Source organism: Nocardia sp. NBC_01499 (assembly GCF_045040275.1).
In the GTDB taxonomy this organism is placed as follows: domain Bacteria; phylum Actinomycetota; class Actinomycetes; order Mycobacteriales; family Mycobacteriaceae; genus Nocardia.
In genome coordinates this window covers 2,989,966-3,009,641 of the sequence record NZ_CP109426.1, presented here as the reverse complement: position 1 = coordinate 3,009,641, position 19,676 = coordinate 2,989,966, and the positions used below count along the sequence as shown (strand labels likewise).

Annotated in this window: 21 protein-coding genes; 13 read left to right on the top strand and 8 right to left on the bottom strand. The window is 65.6% G+C overall.

Going from position 1 to position 19,676, the window contains the following annotated elements:
- Positions 1-30: 30 nt before the first annotated feature.
- The 4 genes from OG203_RS13900 to istA form a co-directional block, all read right to left on the bottom strand.
- On the bottom strand, positions 31-918 hold the full coding sequence (locus OG203_RS13900; protein ID WP_405166058.1) for an HNH endonuclease: 888 nt from the start codon (positions 916-918) through the stop codon (positions 31-33).
- A gap of 182 nt (positions 919-1,100) precedes the next feature.
- A complete protein-coding gene (locus OG203_RS13895) occupies positions 1,101-1,478 on the bottom strand; it encodes an endonuclease domain-containing protein (RefSeq protein WP_405166057.1) in 378 nt (125 codons plus the stop codon).
- A 76-nt stretch (positions 1,479-1,554) separates the two neighbouring features.
- On the bottom strand, positions 1,555-2,310 hold the full coding sequence (istB, locus tag OG203_RS13890) for an IS21-like element helper ATPase IstB (RefSeq protein ID WP_405159506.1): 756 nt from the start codon (positions 2,308-2,310) through the stop codon (positions 1,555-1,557).
- Positions 2,311-2,374: 64 nt separating this feature from the next.
- The gene (gene istA / locus OG203_RS13885) at positions 2,375-3,916 is read right to left on the bottom strand and encodes an IS21 family transposase (RefSeq protein ID WP_405159507.1); all 1,542 of its coding nucleotides are present in this window, start codon (positions 3,914-3,916) and stop codon (positions 2,375-2,377) included.
- Between the two features lie 849 nt (positions 3,917-4,765).
- Between istA and OG203_RS13880 the strand changes: the two genes are divergently transcribed.
- On the top strand, positions 4,766-5,257 hold the full coding sequence (locus OG203_RS13880) for a hypothetical protein (protein ID WP_405166056.1): 492 nt from the start codon (positions 4,766-4,768) through the stop codon (positions 5,255-5,257).
- Positions 5,227-5,505 carry an HNH endonuclease gene (locus tag OG203_RS13875; protein WP_405166055.1) on the top strand — a complete coding sequence of 93 codons (279 nt, stop codon included), beginning with the start codon at positions 5,227-5,229 and terminating at the stop codon, positions 5,503-5,505. Before OG203_RS13880 ends, OG203_RS13875 begins: the two co-directional genes overlap by 31 nt.
- A 120-nt stretch (positions 5,506-5,625) precedes the next feature.
- Here the strand turns inward: OG203_RS13875 and OG203_RS13870 are convergent, their stop codons facing one another.
- Both OG203_RS13870 and OG203_RS13865 read right to left on the bottom strand, forming a co-directional pair.
- Positions 5,626-6,645, bottom strand: a complete 1,020-nt coding sequence (locus OG203_RS13870) for a Gfo/Idh/MocA family oxidoreductase (protein ID WP_405166054.1) — start codon at positions 6,643-6,645, stop codon at positions 5,626-5,628.
- A gap of 61 nt (positions 6,646-6,706) precedes the next feature.
- Positions 6,707-7,711 carry a LacI family DNA-binding transcriptional regulator gene (locus OG203_RS13865; protein ID WP_405166053.1) on the bottom strand — a complete coding sequence of 335 codons (1,005 nt, stop codon included), beginning with the start codon at positions 7,709-7,711 and terminating at the stop codon, positions 6,707-6,709.
- 264 nt (positions 7,712-7,975) lie between these two features.
- Here OG203_RS13865 and OG203_RS13860 point away from each other — a divergent pair, with 264 nt between their 5' ends.
- The 10 genes from OG203_RS13860 (at position 7,976) to OG203_RS13815 (ending at position 17,519) form a co-directional block, all read left to right on the top strand.
- Positions 7,976-8,872, top strand: a complete 897-nt coding sequence (locus tag OG203_RS13860; protein ID WP_405166052.1) for a TIM barrel protein — start codon at positions 7,976-7,978, stop codon at positions 8,870-8,872.
- A gap of 19 nt (positions 8,873-8,891) precedes the next feature.
- Positions 8,892-9,887, top strand: coding sequence for a sugar ABC transporter substrate-binding protein (locus tag OG203_RS13855; protein WP_405166051.1), 996 nt, complete (start codon positions 8,892-8,894; stop codon positions 9,885-9,887).
- A gap of 18 nt (positions 9,888-9,905) precedes the next feature.
- Positions 9,906-10,952, top strand: coding sequence for an ABC transporter permease (locus OG203_RS13850; RefSeq protein WP_405166050.1), 1,047 nt, complete (start codon positions 9,906-9,908; stop codon positions 10,950-10,952).
- Complete coding sequence (locus OG203_RS13845) at positions 10,949-11,722, top strand: ATP-binding cassette domain-containing protein (RefSeq protein WP_405166049.1); 774 nt, start codon at positions 10,949-10,951, stop codon at positions 11,720-11,722. Before OG203_RS13850 ends, OG203_RS13845 begins: the two co-directional genes overlap by 4 nt.
- A 37-nt stretch (positions 11,723-11,759) precedes the next feature.
- A complete protein-coding gene (iolC, locus tag OG203_RS13840) occupies positions 11,760-12,698 on the top strand; it encodes a 5-dehydro-2-deoxygluconokinase (RefSeq protein WP_405166048.1) in 939 nt (312 codons plus the stop codon).
- Between the two features lie 34 nt (positions 12,699-12,732).
- Positions 12,733-13,626, top strand: a complete 894-nt coding sequence (locus OG203_RS13835) for an aldolase (protein WP_405166047.1) — start codon at positions 12,733-12,735, stop codon at positions 13,624-13,626.
- A gap of 208 nt (positions 13,627-13,834) precedes the next feature.
- Complete coding sequence (gene iolB, locus OG203_RS13830; protein ID WP_405166046.1) at positions 13,835-14,722, top strand: 5-deoxy-glucuronate isomerase; 888 nt, start codon at positions 13,835-13,837, stop codon at positions 14,720-14,722.
- Positions 14,719-16,560, top strand: a complete 1,842-nt coding sequence (iolD, locus tag OG203_RS13825; protein ID WP_405166045.1) for a 3D-(3,5/4)-trihydroxycyclohexane-1,2-dione acylhydrolase (decyclizing) — start codon at positions 14,719-14,721, stop codon at positions 16,558-16,560. Before iolB ends, iolD begins: the two co-directional genes overlap by 4 nt.
- A gap of 184 nt (positions 16,561-16,744) precedes the next feature.
- The gene (locus tag OG203_RS13820) at positions 16,745-17,173 is read left to right on the top strand and encodes a putative immunity protein (RefSeq protein ID WP_405166044.1); all 429 of its coding nucleotides are present in this window, start codon (positions 16,745-16,747) and stop codon (positions 17,171-17,173) included.
- Positions 17,174-17,315: 142 nt separating this feature from the next.
- Positions 17,316-17,519: a cold-shock protein gene (locus OG203_RS13815; RefSeq protein WP_054814460.1), complete on the top strand. Its 204-nt coding sequence runs from the start codon at positions 17,316-17,318 to the stop codon at positions 17,517-17,519.
- Between the two features lie 69 nt (positions 17,520-17,588).
- Here OG203_RS13815 and OG203_RS13810 read toward each other — a convergent pair whose 3' ends face one another.
- Positions 17,589-18,230 (bottom strand): dihydrofolate reductase family protein, encoded by a 642-nt coding sequence (locus tag OG203_RS13810; RefSeq protein ID WP_405166043.1) that lies wholly within the window; start codon positions 18,228-18,230, stop codon positions 17,589-17,591.
- Positions 18,231-18,348: 118 nt separating this feature from the next.
- On the opposite strand from OG203_RS13810, the gene OG203_RS13805 reads away from it, so the two are divergent.
- Positions 18,349-18,843: a winged helix-turn-helix transcriptional regulator gene (locus OG203_RS13805; protein WP_405166042.1), complete on the top strand. Its 495-nt coding sequence runs from the start codon at positions 18,349-18,351 to the stop codon at positions 18,841-18,843.
- On the opposite strand, the gene OG203_RS13800 is transcribed toward OG203_RS13805, so the two are convergent.
- On the bottom strand, positions 18,840-19,649 hold the full coding sequence (locus OG203_RS13800) for a DNA polymerase beta superfamily protein (protein ID WP_405166041.1): 810 nt from the start codon (positions 19,647-19,649) through the stop codon (positions 18,840-18,842). The two genes, OG203_RS13805 and OG203_RS13800, sit on opposite strands and share 4 nt — an antisense overlap.
- Positions 19,650-19,676: the final 27 nt, after the last annotated feature.

The window sequence follows — 19,676 nt, the reverse complement described above, 5'->3', positions numbered from 1 at the left end:
GGCGCACTGCGGTTCGTATCGTCTGATGGCTCACCCAGCAGCAATGTAGTCAGCAAATCGTTCGGCAAGCCGCTCTTTGGAAGGGCGGTCGCCTCGTCGATGTGGCAGCGTCAACTCTGTGCCATCCATGGACTGAAGGCCATGGATGAGCATGAGCCCGTCGTTCGGATCCTGCATCAGCTTGTCGCTGATGTGAACTTCATACTGTGGGGATATGCCGAGCAGGTTCGCATCGAAGGCTGCGTGGTGAATCTTGCAGAGGCACAGTCCGTTGGTGACGTCAGGCGAGCCATGCTCCTTACTGTCGGAGATGATATGGGCCGCGTCGAGAAGTTGCGCATGCCCGATACTGCACACCGAGCACCTGTTGTCGTAGGCAAGTAGCACTCGACCTCTGAACTCCGGCTGATGCAGTCGCTGCTTCGTGAGGCGCCGGGCGTATGCCCGCTCGATCGGGTCGAGGTGGAGCGGATCTGAAACTGATCGAAGGGTCTCGTCCAGTGCCAGGATGAATCTGCGGCGGCCGGGGTCATCTCTGGTTACATAGACTGGGAACACCGGGACATAAGCTCCGTCGCGAATCCATCGGAGCAGAATGATCGGTAGTTGGAGCTCGTAGGCGCGCCTCAGCTTCGTGTTGTCCCCGTTGATGCTTCCGTCGCGGTAGGCGTAGGCATACAGAGATTCGCCGATTTCCTCATCTGAGTAGGGGCTGCCTGGCTTTGAGACGATCGACAAGGTGGCCTGAAGCGCTCGCGGGTTCCAGATTCCTTTGTTCTGATCGATCAGCCGATGGGTGGTGTCTCCGACCGTGAACGCCGAGAGCTCACTTCGCGTGAGCGACCCTTTCTCTGCAACCTCTCGCCTCAGCTGATCGAAGATCATCTGACGTAGTTCTAGCTCCGCCCCGCTGGTCACGAGTGGAGTGTGCCACGGTCGCTGGCTACATGGGAACGTTCCACTTGGTGATGTGTGCGATTGGATTGTTCCAGATCAGGATTTGCGGCATCCCTGGCTGAGTGTCCCGGTCTACATGGACACTTTTGAAGGGTCCGGGCCATGTATCCGACCTCCGCATGGGAAATTGTCCGCCCAGGCCGTCATGCTTGGCGCCGTCGGCCCCGAACCACAGCAACCACCTCATCCGCGCATCGATCGATCGCGGCGTAGATGTCCGCAGCGGCATAACGGAGAACCAGCCACCCCTGGAGCTGGAGCCAGTTCTGTCGCCGTCTGTCATGGCGGAAAACTTCTGGTGCGCTGTGGAACTCGCGGCCGTCGACTTCTACGACGGTGCGCGAGCGTTCGTCGACGAAGTCGCATATGTACGGACCGATCGGATGGTTTGCCAGCATGTGCAGACGACGTTTGGCGAGCGCCCGTGCGAACAGTCGCTCCGGTTCCGATGCGGAGTAAAGGGCTGACTCTCGGAGCTGTCTACGCAGCGCGGGCGAGCCACGGTGTCGACCGTCAGGCAATTCCCCCAGGCTGCCGTCACGGAATTCCTCCAGTAGACGTGCCTCGCTGCGAGCGTAGCGAGCCGCTTCGAGGTGGTCAGCTGGCGGGTCGGCCTGGCCGTTTGCGGGGCCGGAACGAGGGTCCGTCCATCAAGACCTGATGGCTGGTGTTGATCAGTCTGTCGAGCAGGCTTTCGGCGACGACCGGGTTCGGGAACAGGGCATACCAGTCCTTCGGAGCGCGGTTGCTGGTCAAGATCAGCGGCTTGGCGCTGAGCGCGCGTTCGCTGATCAACTCGTAGAGGTCATCGGCGTGCAGGGCGGTGTGCTCGCGCATCGCGAAGTCGTCGAGGATCAACACGTGCGGGCGAGTGTATTCACGAATCCTTTTGCCCCAGGACCGATCCGCGTGACCACCGGCCAGATCAGCCAGAACGCGACTGGTCTTCGCGAAGCGGACGTCACCGCCGCGGCGGGCGACGGCATGGCCCAGTGCTTGTGCGACATGGGTTTTCCCGACTCCGACCGGGCCGTAGAGGATGACCGATTCCCCGGAATCGAGCCAGCGCAGCGCGGCCAGGTCGCGGATCATCGCCGAGGGGAGTTTCGGGTTCGCGGCGAAGTCGAAGTCCTCGAAAGTGGCTTGTTCTTCGAACTTCGCTCGCCGGATCCTCCTTGTCAGGGCATTGGTTTCGCGGCGGGCGATCTCGTCTTCGCAGAGGACCTGCAGGAACTCGAGGTGCCCGAGTTTCCCGTCGCGGGTTTGGGCCAGGCGGGCGTCGAGAGTGTCGAGCATGCCGGTGAGTTTCAGCGCGCGTAGAACATCGCGCAGGGCGGGGTCGCTGATGGACATGAGTGTGTATTTCCTTGCTGGAGTGAAGAATTAGGAAAGAATTGTTGGCCGGGTGGCGGGCGGGTCAGTTATTGGCGAACTGGTCGGGACCGCGCAGGAACGCCGGGACCTCGGCGATATCGCTGGTAGCGGTGCCGCCGAATGGGTCTTCGGTCTCGGTGCCGACCGCGAGGATGCCTTTGACGGTGCGGTAGGACGGGTCGCCGACCTCGATCGCGCGTGAGCAGGCCGCTTCGAGGCGGTCGAGACCGTATTTCTCGCGTAGCCGAAGGATGCCTTGCGCGGCGCGTAGATGGTGGATCGCGTTGGGTGACAACAGATCACCGATCACCAGCTCGCAAGCCGGGCCGACATCGATGGCGATCTTGCGGCACCAGGTCGGGCCTTGCAGGTGGAACGCGATGGTCTCGGGCGGATAGTGCTCCATATTCGTCGCCCGCCCCGCCAGGCGGCGGACATGGGTCGCGACGACGTGCTGGTCGCGGAAGATCTGCACGATGTCACCGCTGGTGCGGGCGTGCAGGGTTTGCCCGATCAGCCGCCACGGCACCGAATACAACGCTTTCCCGATCTTGATGTGGGTGTCGAGCCCGACTTTCCCGGTCGACCACACCGACAACACGAACGGCGCCGCCGGCAATGGCATCAGCGCGTCGCGTTCTGTCGCTTCGAACACCGGCAACGGTTGCCCACCGTCGAGCGCCCGCGAATTCCGCAACCCCGCGACGTCGCAGCACCACCGGATGGCTTCACCTTGCATCTGGGCCAGGGTGCTGAATTCCCTTCCACGCCAGAAGGAATCGCGAATGTACTGCATTTGACGTTCGACGCGTGGTTTATCCTTCGGTTTGCGGACCCGAGCCGGGTCGATCAACGTCTGGTAGTGGACGGCGAGTTCGGCGTAGGTGCGGTTGAGTTTCGGGTCGTAGAGATCGGGTTTGTCGACGCCGGTGCGTAGGTTGTCGATCACGAGCCGGGCGGGGACTCCGCCGAAGAACTCGAATGCCGCGACATGGGAAGCGCACCACGATGTTTGATCCATCGACAGCACCGGTTGCAGGAACGGCATCCGCGAGCACGAGAGCACCATCACGAACGCCTGCACCGTCACCCGCCGCCCCGAGGTCGGATCGAACCACGACCCGAGCCGGCCGTAATCGATCTGGGCTTCGCTGCCCGGTGGCACCGGCGGGCGCATCACCGTCACTTTGGCCCGGGCGGCCTCGTCAGCGAAATGTGTTGCTATCCAACGGCGTACAGATGATTCCGATACGTCCACCCCGTGGTCGTCGCGTAAGCGTTGCGCGATCGTGGCGACCGTGACACGGTGACCCAGCCAGGACTTGATCCGCTCAGCGTGCGGGTCGATCAACGACCATGTCACTGCCCGCGCGCCCGGATCATGCAGTGCGGGAAACCATTCCGCGACTCGCTCGGCCCACTGCTCAGCAGAAAGGGGTGGGCTCGCGCCCGGTGTTATGCCAGCGGCAACCGCTGGCGCGACGTACTTCCGGATCGTTTTCCGGTCGATCCCCAGCGATGCCGCCAGTTCGCGTTGTCCGCGACCGGCCTGCCAGTGGGTGTAGAGCTCGACAAGATCGAACATCGAGAAACTCCTCCTCGCCATCTCTTTCTCGCTCTCCTCGCCGGAACAACCGTCGAGGACAAGCGAACATGTGTGCGAGACACGCCGACCGGCGACACACCGCCAGGTGGGGGAATTACGTGACGGCCGGTGGAGGAATTGAGTGACGGACAGTGGGGGAATTCCGTGACGGAACTACCCCTCACCTGGGGGAATTACTTGACGGCTGACAGCCACGGTTGCCTGAGCGACTCAGGCCGATGAGTTCGGACACCGCGACTGTGCGATCAACGTGGTTGTCGACCAGGCGATCAGCGTCGTCCTCTGGCATGACCGAAATGCAGTCGATCAGGGTTTGCGCAACATTCGTTGACGGCAGACCCCACGTGTCCTCCACTACGTCGGGAGGTAGCTCTCGGCGATACAGAGTCAGCCATTTAGGGCTTCGACGATGCACACTCGCCGGCACGGTTGCCTCGAAGACAGTCGGCTCCGGCAGCATATTGTGCAGCCATCCAGCTGTTCGGTGGCTCAACGCTGCTGTCGGGATCCAAGTTACGATGGCCGCGCATTGTGCCAGACCCGTGGGGGCGCCAAGCAAGTACGTGCGCGGTAGAAGCCGCACGTATGTACCGCGCCGACAACGGTCGTCGATCGTTGTTCCCGGTACGCCTTCGGCAATAAGTTGCGCGCGCGACCGGACGCCGTAGAGGTCCATGGGCGGAGAGTGCACCGGAAGCGCTCCCCGGGGGATAGGCGGTGCTGGGGAAACAGTGGAGCTGTGGATAAACGCTGGGTTGTTAGTAACCGGATTCAGTGCGGGCGGTGTACATCGGTGAATCAGTCCGATTCGAAGCTATCCTGACCCACATGGTGTCCGATCCTGACTGGACTCGAGATGAGTTGATCCTCGCCTGTGACCTCATGATAGGGAACGACTGGCGACAGATCAGGGAGACCGATCCGCGTGCGGCGGGGCTGTCTGAGCTGCTTCGTTCGTTGCCTATCCATCCGGTTGAGCGCCGGAGCGAGAAGTTTCGCGGACCGGGGAGCGTTTCGCGCAAGACGGCTGATATCGCTGCCGTCCATCCGGGCTATGTGGGTGCAAAGACAAGAGGATCAAGACTTGATGGTGAAGTTTTGGATGACTTCCTCGACTCGCCGGACGAGATGCGCGCGGCCGCGGAGGCTATTCGCCAGGCCGCGGCAGGCGGCGAGTTGGTGGAGGAGTCGACCAAGGGCGGCTTGGACATAGTGTTCCTGGAGGACATCGAGGTCCGGGAGGGGCGGCTGCTGGCGACCCGATACTTCCGCAGAGAGCGGGATCTGGCTTGCGTAAGAAGAAGATCGCAGCGTTCCTGAAGTCGGAAGATCGCGTCCGATGCGAGGTATGTGCGTTCGATTTCAAGGCGACCTACGGCGAGCGCGGCGAGGGATACATCGAGGTTCACCATGTGATCCCGCTGCATGTTTCCGGCGAGACGAAGACCAAGCTGTCCGACCTGATCCTCTTGTGCTCCAACTGTCACAGGATGATTCATACGGGGTCCCAGTGGCTACACCCGGATGAGTTACGAGCACTACTGGTCCAACATAGCGGTGCGGACTGAATGCGAGCCCGGGACCTCTCGAGCTCGAAGAGTGGGCTGCTGCTGAAACCGTAAGGGGCATTTGCGTTCCGAGGGATGCCGACTGTTGCCGGTAGGCGGGGGATCTACCGGCAACGGGAGTCAGCGGCGGACTTCGGTGATCTGGACCGGACGATGCTCGTGGCGGGAGAGTTCGCAGGCTTCGGCGACGTAGAAGGCTTCGAGGGCATCGGTTGGGCTGCAGGGGTTTTCGAGGGTGCCGTTCACTACGGAGATGAAGGCGATTAGTTCTTCGGTGTAGGCGTTGCGGAAGCGGTCCATGAAGCCGGGGTAGGCGGGGGAGGAGGAGGGGGTGTAGTCGGGTTCTACTGAGGTCAGGGGGGAGCGGTTGTCTAGGCCTACTATGGCGTTTCCCTTGGAGCCGAGGGCTTCTAGGCGGACGTCGTAGCCTGCGCCGTTGTAGCGGGTCAGGGAGACGGTGGCCAGGGTGTTGTTGTCGAGGTGTAGGAGGATGGCGGCGGTGTCTACGTCGGCTGCTTCGGTGAAGAATGGGTCGCCCTGGTTGGTGCCGGTGGCGTAGACCTCGGTGATTTCGCGGCCGGTTACCCAGCGGATGATGTCGAAGTCGTGGACGCCGCAGTCGCGGAAGATGCCGCCGGAGCGGGGGATGTAGTCGGCGGGTGGAGGTGTGGGGTCGAGGGTGGTGGCGCGCAGGGTGTGCAGCCAGCCGAGGGAGCCTGCGGCGATGGCGGCGCGGGCGGCTCGGTAGCCGGCGTCGAAGCGGCGTTGGAAACCGATTTGCACTGGGACGGTGGAGGTTTGGATGTGGTCGAGGACGGCGAGGGTGCCCGCGATGTCGGCGGCGACGGGCTTTTCGCAGAAGACCGGGATGCCCGCGTCTACCGCCCTGGTGATCAACTCGGGGTGTGAGTCGGTGGCGGTGGCGATGATCAGGCCGTCCAGGTCGGCGGCGAAGAGGGTGTCGAGGTCGGGGGCGAAGGTGATGTCGAGTTTGGTGGCGACGGTGCGGGCTCGGTCGGGGTCGGCGTCGGCGACGATGATGTCGGCCACGTTCGGGAGGTTCTTGAGGGTTTCGGCGTGGGAGGTGCCGATGCGGCCGGTGCCTGCGAGGCCGAGGGTGACGGCTTTGTGGGATGTCATCGACTTCCTTCTGGTGAAATCTCAACGTGCGGTTGGGGAAACTGCCCGGGGGCAGGGGGATTCAGATGCTCGGGGTGCTCGTCGTCGCGCGGACGACGAGGGACGGTTGTAGTCGGTGACGGACCGGTTCGGTGCGATCGGCCTGTAGGCGTTCGACGAGCGCTTCGACGGCGAGGCGGCCCATTTGGACGCGCGGCTGGTCGATCGTCGTCAGCGAGACCTGGCGGAGCGAGGCCAGGGAGGTGTTGTCGTAGCCGACGATGGAGACGTCGTCGGGGATGCGTAACCCGGCCTCTTCCAGCGCGGACATGGCACCGACGGCGTTGAAGTCGTTGCCGCACACCAAGGCGGTGGGGAAGTTGTCGCGAGAGAAGATGTTCAGCAGCTTCTGCACGGCGGCCGCGCCTGCGGAGTCGGTGTGCTCGCTCGGGATGACCATCGGCTCGAAGCCGTGGCGTTCCATCGCGGTGCGGTAGCCCCTGCGGCGCGGCGCCGCGGTGAACGCGCTGCCGCCGTCGAGGTGCACAATCCGTCGATGCCCAAGGGAGGCAAGGTGATCCACGGCGAGCCCGGCACCGACCTCGCCGTCGTCGTTGACGGTGTCGACGTCGGCGACGGCCGAACTACGCGACACCAGGACCAGCGGAGTCTGTTGCGCCGCATCGCGAATGGCGGCGGCGGGCAGGATGGGGGACAGCAGGATGATGCCGCCGGGCCGGAACGAGAGCAGGCTCTCCAGCGCGGTGCGTTCGCGCGCGGCGCTGCGGCGGCCGGTGTTGAGGATCAGCTTGAGGCCGGATTCGTTTGCGGCGCTGTCCATTCCCTCGACGACATCGGCGAAGAAGGCGTTGCGCAGGTCGGAGACCATGACACCGACGATGTTCGAGGTTCGGCTCGCGAGTGAGCGCGCCATGATGTGGGGCTGGTAGCCGAGGTCTTTCGCGGCCTCGAGCACGGCCCGGCGACGGTGATCGCTCACCTTCGGTGAGTTGCGCATGACGAGTGAGACGAGCGCGCGGGAGACGCCGGCGCGTTCGGCGACATCCTCCATGGTCGGTCGCGCCATGTCGCCTCCGTTCCGCGTTCGTTTATCCGTGCGGTGTCGGACGTTACAAGGTCAGCGCGTACTAATCAATAGAGCGCTCTAACCGGACTTTCTACCCATCGACGATTCGGGCATTTCCCCAGGAAATCACAGAAAGTACCAGGTGGTAGCGCTATTGTTGGCTCCGTACCACCTCTTGACACACTATGACCCACGTTACATAGTTGGAGCGCTCCAATCCGCTTGGAGCGCTTCAACTCGACATCGAAGGTCGGAGAAGTCCTGATGACCGAACCGCTCTACCCGCTGCGCATCGCGGCCGCACCCATCTCCTGGGGAGTATGCGAAGTTCCCGGCTGGGGTCACGTGCTCGACGCGCACACCGTGCTCGCGGAAATGGCCGCGCTCGGCCTGTCCGCGACCGAACTCGGCCCGCCGGGCTATCTACCGCGCGACCCGGACGAATTGCGCTCGCTGCTCACGACATTCGACATCGCCGCGGTCGGCGGATTCCTCGCGCTGGTGCTGCACCAGGAGCCCGAGCGCGTGATCGCGGAGGCGAAGCAGGCCGCCGACCTGTTCGCCGCGACCGGCGCCGACGTGCTCGTCCTTGCCGCCGCGACCGGGCTCGGCGGCTACGACGCCCGCCCGCAGCTCAGCGAGGCCGAGTGGGGCACGCTCATCGACACTTCCGCCGCGATCCGCGATATCGCCGCCGAATACGGCCTGCGCACCGTGCTGCATCCGCACGTTGGCACGCAGGTGGAGACCGAGCCCGAAGTCGAACGCTTCCTTGCCGATTCGGATCTCGATCTCTGTCTCGACACCGGACATCTGTTGATCGGCGGCACCGACCCGGTACTGCTCGCGCAGCGACATGCCGACCGGATCGGCCACATTCACCTGAAGGACGTCAGCCGCGCGGTGGCCGACGAGGTACGCGGTGGCGCAATGGAATACAGCGAGGCGGTGCGCCGCGGACTGTATGTCCCGCTCGGCGAAGGCGATGTCGACATCGCCGCCCTGGTGCAGAGCGTGCAGGCCGCCGGTTACCGCGGCTGGTACGTGCTGGAGCAGGACACCGCCCTGCGGCCGACCGACTCGGCGGAGCTGCCGACCCGGGATACCGAACGCAGCCTGCGCTATCTTGCGGGCATCGCGACTTCGGCCGCACGAATCTAGTTGGGAAGTGATGACAACGATGTCTCTTCGAGTTCGCCGAGGGTGGCAGCGATCGCGCCGCTTGGTGCCGTGGCTGGCCGCCGCCGCGGTGCTCGCCGCGTGTAGCGGGCCAGGCTCCGATGTGCCCGCACCGACCAATTCCCCGGTCGCCGCGGGCAAACTGAACTCCGTCGCGGTGGTCACGCACGGCAGCCCCGGCGACGCGTTCTGGAACGTCGTCAAGAACGGCGCGGAGGCGGCGGGCAAGGACCTAGGCGTCCGGGTGGAATACAACTCGGCTGGTGATCCCGGCCAGCAGGCCAAGCTCATCGACAACGCGGTGGCGCAGGGCGTCGACGGGCTCGTCGTCTCGATGGCCAATCCCGACGCACTGCGGCCCTCGATCGAAAAGGCCATCGCCGCAGGCATTCCCGTGGTGACCATCAACTCGGGCGAGGCCGAGAGCGTCCAGTACGGCGCCATCGGCCATGTGGGGCAGAGCGAGTCGCTGGCGGGACAGGCGGCGGGCAAGCGGCTCGCCGACGCCAAGAAGACCAAGCTGCTCTGCGTGATCCACGAGGCGGGCAATATCGGCGCCAACCAGCGGTGCGAGGGCGCGACCAAGGCCTTCGGCAACGGCACGACGCTGCAGGTGGACATCAACAACCCGACCGACGCGCAGTCCCGCATCAAGGGCGCGCTGGAGGCGGACAGGTCCATCGACGCTGTGCTGACCCTGAATTCGCAGGTCGCCGCTCGTGCGGTGGACGCGGTGGGGGAGGCGCGGTCCGGTGCGACGGTCGCGACGTTCGACCTCAATACCGATGTGGTCGAGGCGATCCGCGCGGGCAAGCTGCTGTTCGCCGTCGACCAGCAGCAGTACGAGCAGGGCTATCTGCCCGTGGTGTTGCTGCAGGCATACCGGACGAACCTGAACACCGTCGGTGGTGGCACACCGGTGCAGACGGGTCCGGCCTTCGTCGACAAGAGCAACGTCGATGCCGTCGCCGCGCTCGTGGCACAGGGCACGCGCTGAGGTCAGGGAGTAAATGAAATGACTGTTGCCACAAAGGCATCCGAGACCGACGTGCAGCCGAAAGGCCCGACGATCTGGCAGCGTATGGTCGTCCGGCCGGAGATCGGTGCCGCGCTCGGCGCGCTGCTCGTGTTCGTGTTCTTCTCGATCATCACCGATCGCTTCCTGAGCCCGCTCGGCGTCGCGACCTGGCTGGACGATTCGTCCACGCTCGGCATCATGGCGATCGCGGTGGCGCTGTTGATGATCGGCGGCGAGTTCGACCTGTCGGCCGGTGTGATGACGGCGTCCACCGCGTTGGTCACCGCGCTGCTCGCGGTGCACGCGGGCTGGAACGTCTGGTTCGCGCTGCTGGCCTCGCTGGTACTCGCGCTGCTCGTCGGCGCGTTCAACGGGTGGCTCGTGATGCGCACTGGACTACCGAGTTTCATCGTCACGCTCGGCACTTTCCTTGCGCTGCAGGGGCTTAACCTCGGCGTGACCCGCATGGTCACCGGAACCGTTCAGGTGTCGGGGATTCGGAGCGCGGACGGCTACAACTCGGCTGGTTGGGTGTTCGCCTCGACGCTGAACATCGGTGACGCGCGCATCCAAGCCTCGGTCATCTGGTGGATCGTGTTGACCGTGATCGCCTCGATCGTGTTGGTGCGCACCAGGTTCGGTAACTGGATCTTCGCGGTCGGTGGGGCGCTGTCGAACGCGCGGGCGGTGGGTGTGCCCGCGAATCGAACCAAGATCGTGCTTTTCATGACGACGGCGTTCGCCGGTTGGGTGGTCGGCTCCTGCAGCATCTTGCGGTTCGCCAGTGTGCAGGCCAATCAGGGTGTCGGCCTGGAGCTGCACTACATCATCGCCGCGGTCGTCGGCGGCTGCCTGCTGACCGGTGGTTTCGGTTCGGCCATCGGCGCCGCGATCGGCGCCCTCATCTTCGGCATGGCGCGGCAGGGAATTGTGTTCGCGCGCTGGGACAGTGACTGGTTCATGCTGTTCCTCGGCGTGCTGCTGCTTGCTGCGGTGCTGGTCAACAACAGATTCCAGAAGCGAGCCGAAAGGGTACGCCGATGACTCCACTCATCGAGACCGTTGATATCGGCAAGAGCTACGGCGGCGTCGTCGCACTGCAGGACGTGTCGACCGTGGTGAACGCGGGGCAGGTCACCTGCATCCTCGGCGACAACGGCGCGGGCAAGTCCACGCTGATCAAGATCCTGGCCGGTGTGCACCAGCACGATCGCGGCGAGTTGCGGATCGACGGCCAACCGGTCCGATTGTCCTCGCCGCGTGCTGCTTTGGACTACGGCATCGCGACCGTCTATCAGGATCTGGCGGTGGTTCCGCTGATGAGCGTCTGGCGCAACTTCGTGCTCGGCTCGGAACCGACCTCCGGTCCCTTCCGGCTGCTCGATCGTCGCAAGGGACGCGAGATCGCCCGGCAAGGGTTGGCGGACATGGGCATCGAGATCCGCGATATGGAGCAGCCGGTCGGCACGCTGTCCGGCGGTCAGCGCCAATGCGTCGCCATCGCGCGGGCCGTGCACTACGGCGCCAAGGTGCTGATCCTGGACGAGCCGACCGCCGCGCTCGGCGTGAAGCAGGCCGGGGTGGTGCTGAAATACGTTGTCCAGGCGCGCGATCGCGGGCTCGGGGTCATCCTGATCACGCACAACCCGCACCACGCCTTTCCCGTCGGCGACCGATTCCTGCTGCTCAAACGAGGCACGACGCTCGGCTCGTATGAGAAAAACGAGATCGACCTGCCGGAGCTGACGAGGCAGATGGCGGGCGGCGCCGAGTTGGACGCGTTGCAGCACGAACTGCAGCGGGTCGTGTCGTGAAGCGCCTAAGCCCCGAATTGCAGCGGAAGGTGTTGTCGTGACCGGTCTGGAAGCGTTGACGATCGGACGCGTCGGCGTCGATCTCTACCCGCAGCAGAGCGGTGTCGGCCTCGCCGAGGTGGAGTCCTTCGCGAAGTTCTTGGGCGGCACCGCGACCAACGTCGCGGTGGCCGCCGCGCGACTCGGCCGCCGCAGCGCCGTGCTGACCAAGGTCGGCCCCGACGGCTTCGGTGACTACGTGCGAACGGCGTTGGAGGACTTCGGCGTATCGGCCCGCTACGTGGGTACCGCGCCGGATCTCCTTACGCCGGTGGTCTTTTGCGAGTTGAAGCCGCCCGCCGACCCGCCGCTGCTTTTCTATCGCGCCCCCATTGCGCCCGATCTCACCATCACCGAGGACGAGGTGCCGTGGGAGGTGGTGGATTCCGTTCCGCTGCTGTGGGTTACCGGCACGGGAGTGAGCGCCGAACCCGGACGCGGCACCCAGCGCGCGATCCTCGAACGGCGTGACCGGCGCGGGCACACCGTGCTCGACCTCGACTACCGGCCGATGTTCTGGCCTGACGTCGACACGGCCCGGTCCGAGATCGGCTGGTTGGTCGACCACGTCAACGTCGTGGTCGGCAATCGCACCGAGGTCCAAGTCGCCGTGGGGACAGCCGATCCCGACGAGGCCGCCGACCGGCTGCTGTCGCGCGGGGTCCGTCTCGCGGTGATCAAGCGCGGTGCCGAGGGCGTGCTCGTCGCCACCGAATACGAACGCTGGACGGTGCCACCGTGCCGCGTCGAGGTGGTCTGCGGACTCGGGGCGGGCGACGGATTCGGCGGTGCGCTGATCCACGGCCTGCTGTCGGACTGGGATCCCCATCGCATCGCCACCTACGCCAATGCCGCTGGCGCGCTGGTGGCGTCGCGATTGGCTTGCGCGGACGCCATGCCGACGGACTCGGAGATCGAGGAACTGCTGTGCCGCTGATGTGGCGAGCAAACACGGAACTGGAGGAACTACGGTGCATTTGACCGACGAACGCTGGCGTGAGCTGCTTCGCGTCCGCGCGACGGACCCGGCGGCGGTCGAGCGGGCTTATGCGAAGCGGGTCCGTCGCCCGAATCTGTTGGCGAACAAGGAGACCCTGTTCCTGATCGCCGCGGACCACCCGGCCCGCGGCGCCCTCGGGGTTGGTTCGGATCTGACCGCAATGGCGGACCGGCGCACGCTGTTGGAGCGGTTGCTGATCGCGTTGGCGCACCCGGACGTCGACGGTGTGCTCGGTTCGCCGGACGTGGTCGAGGAACTGCTGCTGCTGGACGCGTTAGACGACAAGGTCGTCATCGGCTCGATGAATCGCGGCGGCCTGGCGGGCGCGGAATGGGAAATCGACGACCGCTTCACCGGTTACGACGCGGACTCCCTCGCGCGATTCCGCCTCGACGGCGGCAAAATGCTGCTGCGCCTTGTCGATTCCGACGCGGGCACGGTGCCGACGCTGCAGGCCTGCGCGCAGGCGGTCTCCGAACTCGCGGCTAACGGCCTCATGGCGATGGTCGAGCCACTGCCATACCACCGCAACGAATCCGGCACCCTGGTGATGAGCAGGGACGCGGCATCGCTGGCCCGTGCCATCACGGTCGCCTCCGGCCTCGGTGTCACCTCCGCCTACACCTGGCTGAAGATCCCTGCCCCGCAAGACATCTCGGTCCTCGACGCGACCACCCTGCCGGTCGTCGTCCTCGGCGGTGCTCCCTCCGGCGACCAGGTCGCCGACATCGCGTACTGGGACGGCGCTCTCGGCCACGACGTAGTCCGCGGCCTGGTAGTCGGCCGAACCCTGCTCTACCCGCCGGATGGTGACGTCGGAGCGGCGGTCGACGCGGCCGCGAAGATGCTGAAGGAGGCCAGATGACCCCCGGGCGCCGTAGCCGAGCCGGTGGCATTGCGCGGCGTAGTGGCCGTCTGCCGCGCACGAACCATCATGGTGCGCAGGGAATTACCCGCAGTTGTGTGCGCGGGGCGCGAATTCGGACGCGGCGGCTGGTCGGTGCGGGCGTTGGCCGTGGAGTAACTTCGGCGGGCCAAGGGGCGATCGCCACTGACCGAAACGGAGGGGTGCGATGAAGTTGCATCGACCTGCTGGAACGCTCAGTGATGGTGGTGATTCGATCCACCTCACCCCGGAGGGCGCCGGGTGGACCTATACGGGCTTGCGGGTGCTGAACCTGCCTGCCGGTGAGGCCAGGACGGTCGAGACGGGGGAGTTCGAAGCGTTCGTCTTGCCGTTGGCTGGGTCCTGCACCGTGCGGGTCGACGGTATGACGTTCGAATTGTCCGGCAGGGACACGGTTTTCACTAGAGTGACGGACTTCGCCTACGTCCCGCGTGACGCGCACATCGAGTTGATAGCCGAAGCAGACGCGGAACTCGCTCTTCCCATGGCGCGCTGCACGAACCGCCTGGATCCGAAATATGGTCCCGCCGAACAGGTCCCGGTCGACATCCGCGGTGCGGGGCAGGCCACCCGGCAGGTCACCAACTTCGGCATCCCCGGCGTCTGGGACCATGCCGACAAGCTGAACGCCTGCGAACTGATCACCCCGGACGGCAACTGGTCCTCCTACCCACCGCACAAGCATGACGAGGCGAGCGACTGCGAGGTCATCAACGAGGAGATCTACTACTTCCGCATCGCCGGACGGGACGGGATCACTCCGTCACGTGACGGTTTCGGAATGCATCGGACGTACACCGCGGACGGCGCACTCGACGAAAACGTCGCGGTGCGTGATGGCGACGTTTTCCTGGTCCCGCAGGGCTATCACGGACCATGCATCGCCGCACCGGGCTACCCGATGTACTACCTCAACGTGCTCGCGGGCCCCGCCCAGCAGCGCTCGATGGCCTTCTGTGACGACCCGGCGCACAGCTGGGTGCGTGGCAGCTGGGACGACGAACCGCTCGATCCCCGCTGCCCGGTCACCAACCATAAAGGACGGCTCGGATGAAACTGACCGCGGCGCAGGCGCTGGTGGCCTGGCTGGTCGCCCAGCGCTCGGAAACCCTCGACGGCCGCGAAGTCCCGTTGTTCCCTGCCGTTTTCGGCATCTTCGGACACGGCAATGTGCTCGGCCTCGGCACCGCCTTGCAGGAACGACGCGACGAAATCCCGGTCTGGCGCGGCCACACCGAGCAGGGTATGGCCCTTGCGGCCGTCGGCTACGCCAAGGCAACTCATCGACGACAGATCGGGGTGGCCACCTCATCGATCGGCCCCGGCGCGCTGAACATGGTGACCGCCGCCGGCGTCGCGCACGCGAATCGCCTTCCGCTGCTGCTGCTTCCGGGTGACACCTTCACCACCCGTGCCCCCGATCCGGTGCTCCAGCAGGTCGAGCATTTCGGCGACGCGACCGCGACCGTCAACGACGCCTTCCGCGCGGTGAGCCGCTATTTCGACCGGATCACCCGTCCAGAGCAGCTGATTTCCACGCTGCCCCAGGCGGTTCGGGTGCTCACGGACCCGGCCGAGGCCGGTCCGGTGACCCTGGCCCTGCCCCAAGACGTGCAGGCCGAGACCTACGACTTCCCCGATGCGTTGTTCGCACCGGTCGTCCATCGCATCCTGCGCCCACGCGCCGACGAGCGCTCGCTGACCGACGCGGCCACGGCGCTGCGCGACTCGGCCCGGCCACTGCTGGTGCTCGGCGGCGGTGTCCGCTACTCGGGCGCGGGGCGTACCGTCCTCGAATTCGCTGAGCGCCATGGCATTCCGATCGTGGAGACGACGGCGGGCCGCACCATGGTGCCCCATGAGCATTCGCTCTACGCCGGTCCGCTCGGCGTCACCGGCTCGACATCGGGCAACGTGCTGGCAGCCGAAGCCGACCTCGTCCTCGCCGTCGGCACCCGGTTGCAGGACTTCACCACCGCGTCGTGGACCGTGTTCGCGCCGGAGGTCCACCTCGTCACCATCAACGCCGCCCGCTTCGACGCGGTCAAGCACGGCGCCCTCGCGGTAGTCGGCGACGCCGACGCAACGGTCCGTGACCTGGCCGAACGCACGCAGCAATGGCGCGTCGACCCCGAATGGACCGCCCGCGCCAGCGCCCAACGCGGCACCTGGGACGCGCACATCGACAAGCTGCGCGCGCACACCCCTGGCGTCCCCAGTTATGCCCAGGTGGTCGGCATCGTCAACGAGTTGAGCGGACCGAACGACTACGTCATGACCGCCTCGGGCGGCATGCCCGGCGAACTCGTCGGCGGTTGGCGTGCCAGCGGCGGCGCACCGACGATGGACGTCGAATACGGATTCTCCTGCATGGGTTACGAACTCGCCGGAGCCTGGGGCGCGGCCATGGCGCGCACCAACGGCCTGGTCACCACCATGCTCGGCGACGGCTCCTACCTGATGCTGAACTCCGAACTGTTCTCGGCCGCCTTCGCCGGTCATCCGTTCGTCGCGGTCGTCTGCGACAACGACGGCTACGCCGTGATCGCCCGCCTACAGGAGGGGCAAGGCGGCGCACCGTTCAACAACTTCTACGCCGACTGTCGCAGCATCCACGACGAGCCGCCGCGGGTTGACTTCGCCGCGCACGCCCGCGCGCTGGGCTGCGCGGTCTTCACCGCCACCGACCTCGACGAATTCCGTGACGCCTACGGCGATGCGCGGGAAACCGCGGCCCGCGAGTCCCGTCCGGCCGTGCTGGTGGTCCGCACCAAGCCGTCGTCCTGGACCGAGGCGGGTGCCTGGTGGGAGGTCGGTGTCCCCGAGCATCTGTCCGGTCGCACCGCCTACGCCGAGTCGAAGCCGCGTCAGGTGCGCTACCTTCGCCCGTGAACATGGGGCGAATCGTGGGGGCTGCACGACTCGGCAGAAAGTCGTAGGATGACTTATCGGCGCGTTAGTGCGCTGGTAGCGATGGCCTTTGCGGCACAAGATAACTGGACCTAGCCGAGCATCGGCGACAACTTGCGTCGAGAAGGGGAAGGCCTGTGCGGACCGAGGCGATCAGAGCGGGCCGGTGACTCTCAACAGAGTCGACCACACGGCGCTGGCGCTGTGGGCGGCCGCGTGCGCCGAGCACGTGCTGCCGCTTTTCGAGCGCGAGCGCCCGTCCGACGTGCGCCCGGCCGCGGCGATCGAGGCCGCCCGCGCATGGGTGCGCGGCGACCTGACAATGCCGGAGGCACGCAAGGCCGCCTTCGCCGCACACGACTCCGCCCGCGAAATCGACGGCGCCGCATCGCTTGTCGCGCGCTCGGCCGGGCACGCGGCGGCGACCGCCCATGTCGCGGGCCACGCGGTGCACGCGGCGAACTATGCGGTGCAGGCGGTACAGGCCGATTCGTCGGAGGGGGACGACGAACGGGCCTGGCAAGAAGCTCAGGTACCTGAACGGCTGTTCCGGGTGGTTTTCCCGGATCGGGGCCTGTCAGAGCAGGGGAGGTGAAGGCAACAATCCCTCGTCAGCGTTGTTTTGCTCACAGTTGACCGAGGAAGATGTGGAGAAATTCGTCGGATCATGGCATCGTTGATCACGAGACCAGGCCATTCCATTTGGCAGAATCTGGCTCGTCTACAGAAAGTATGAAATGGCTCAGGGCATTGTGAAGTGGTTCAACAGCGAGAAGGGCTTCGGCTTCATCGCGCAAGACGGCGGAGGCCCCGACGTCTTCGTGCATTACTCGGCCGTTAGCGGCGCGGGTTTCCGGTCCCTCGATGAGGGGCAGCGCGTGGAGTTCGAGATCGGCCAGGGCCAGAAGGGCCCGCAGGCGCAGGACGTTCGCGTTCTCTGATCGCTCCTAAGCTTTTGAAAGGCCCCACACCGGCATGGTGCGGGGCCTTTCCCCGTTTCCGGGGAGTGCTTACGCCCTGGTGAACGTCACATGGGTGACCGCGGGGGAGCGGACAACCGAACTGACCTGGTAACCGGGCAGGTTGCCGAGGTCGTCGTAGAGGCGCTCGCCGCCGCCGAGCAGGACCGGCACGACGGCCAGGTGCAGCTCGTCGACCAGACCAGCCCGGAGGAACTGGCGCACGGCCGATGAGCCGCCGCCCAATCGCACATCCTTGCCGTCGGCGGCCTTGAACGCCCGCCGCAGCACCTCTTCCGGGGTGTCGTCGACGAAGTGGAATGTGGTCCCGCCGTCCATCGGCAGCGACGGCCTCGGGTGATGGGTCAGCACGAAGGTGTCGTGGTGGTACGGCGGGTTGTCACCCCACCAGCCCTTCCACTCTTCGTCCTGCCACTCGCCCCGAATCGGGCCGAACATGTTGCGGCCCATGATGGTTGCGCCGATCCCGACGTCGCCCGCCTTGACGAAATCGTCGTCTGTACCGGTCTCGCCGTCCCCGTTGCCGAACCACTCGCTGCCGGTCCGCGTGGCGAAAACCCACTCGTGCAGGCGCATGCCGCCCTCACCGATCGGAGTGTCGGCACCTTGGTTCGGTCCGGCGACGTAGCCGTCCAGTGAAATGGACAGGTTGCGTACGAAGAGCTTCGGCATGATGACGTCTTTCTCGCTACCGCTTGCAGTTTGCAATCGCTTGTGCAGAGCCTAAAGCCAACTGATTGTATATTGCAAGCAGAAGACCTGAACGATTTCGCGGAGTTAGGAACGGTGGATGCGCGACGAGGGACGCTCGGGCTGCCCGATCAACGCGACGATCGAGGTGATCGGTGATCGGTGGACCCTGCTGGTGCTGCGCGACGTGATGTTCGGCAACCGGCGCTATTTCCGGGAACTGCTCGCCGGGTCGGAGGAGGGCATCGCCTCGAACATCCTGTCCGACCGGCTGAAACGGCTGGTCGCGGCGGGTCTGCTCAGCCGAGCGGACAGCAGGCCCGGGCAGAAGGCGGAATACCGGCTGACCGAACCAGCTATCCAGTTGGTGCCGATCATGGCGCAGCTCGGGGCGTGGGGGTTGCGGCACCGGTCGACCACCAAGCAGCTGCGGGTGCGGGCCGAGCTGCTCGAGGAGGGCGGGCCCGAACTGTGGGCGGAGTTCATGGACGAACTGCGGGAGGCGCACCTCGGGATTCCGCGTCCGGATCAGGACCAGCCGACCGCAACGCATCGGCTGGCACAGGCATACGCGGCGGCCGTCGCGGAATCCTAAGGCGCGCCGGCGGCCTCGGCGCGGAAGAACTCCGCGGTGAGTTTCCTGGCCAGGTCGAAGTCCGGGTCCACCGTCTTCGGGAAAGCGTCTGCGGCCAGCTCGAATTCGGACTCGATGAATGTGGCGATCGGCACCGGCATTGTCCCACTGCCCATTTCGCGGGTCCGCGACTTGAGCTCGGTCAACTCCGCCACTGCCGCAACAAGTTCGGCGGGCAGGTCGCACTCGCTCATCAGCGTCGGCAGGTGCATCGGCGCCACCGCCGCACCTGGGTGCTCGCGCAGCCAGCGCAAAGCCATTGCCGGACGCACTGCGTAGAACACCTTCTTCAATGATCGGTTGCGGTCGAGCAAATCCCACTGCTTCTCGCCCAGGTGCAGGTAGTGCCTGGCCACCCGGTTGCGGTCGGCGACCTCGTCGGCCAACGCGCGCAGGTCGTCGCGGAACCGGCTGTCGCCGCGGTACACGATCGGCGACATCAGCCATTCGATGAGCACGGCGTTGCCGGCGACCAGCAGGCGCAGCGCCTTGGCCAGGTCCCAGCCGTTCACGTCGAGCAGACCGGCAAGAGGCGTCTCGATCACGTCGCGGGTGCGCCAGGGCGACAGGTAGGTGTCCAGGCTCGCGACGTAGACGAACCGGCAGTCGTAATCGGAATCCGGTGACGGGAAACCCCAAGCCCGGCTGCCGCTTTCGATGGCGAGCCGCACCGAGACGCGGTGCTCGCGCTCGATTCTGTCCAGCTCGAAGTCGATGGACCCGACCACCGTCGGGTCCATCGAAGCGGGTATCGCGCGTAGGGCCATGGCGTTGATGCTATGTGCTGGCTACCT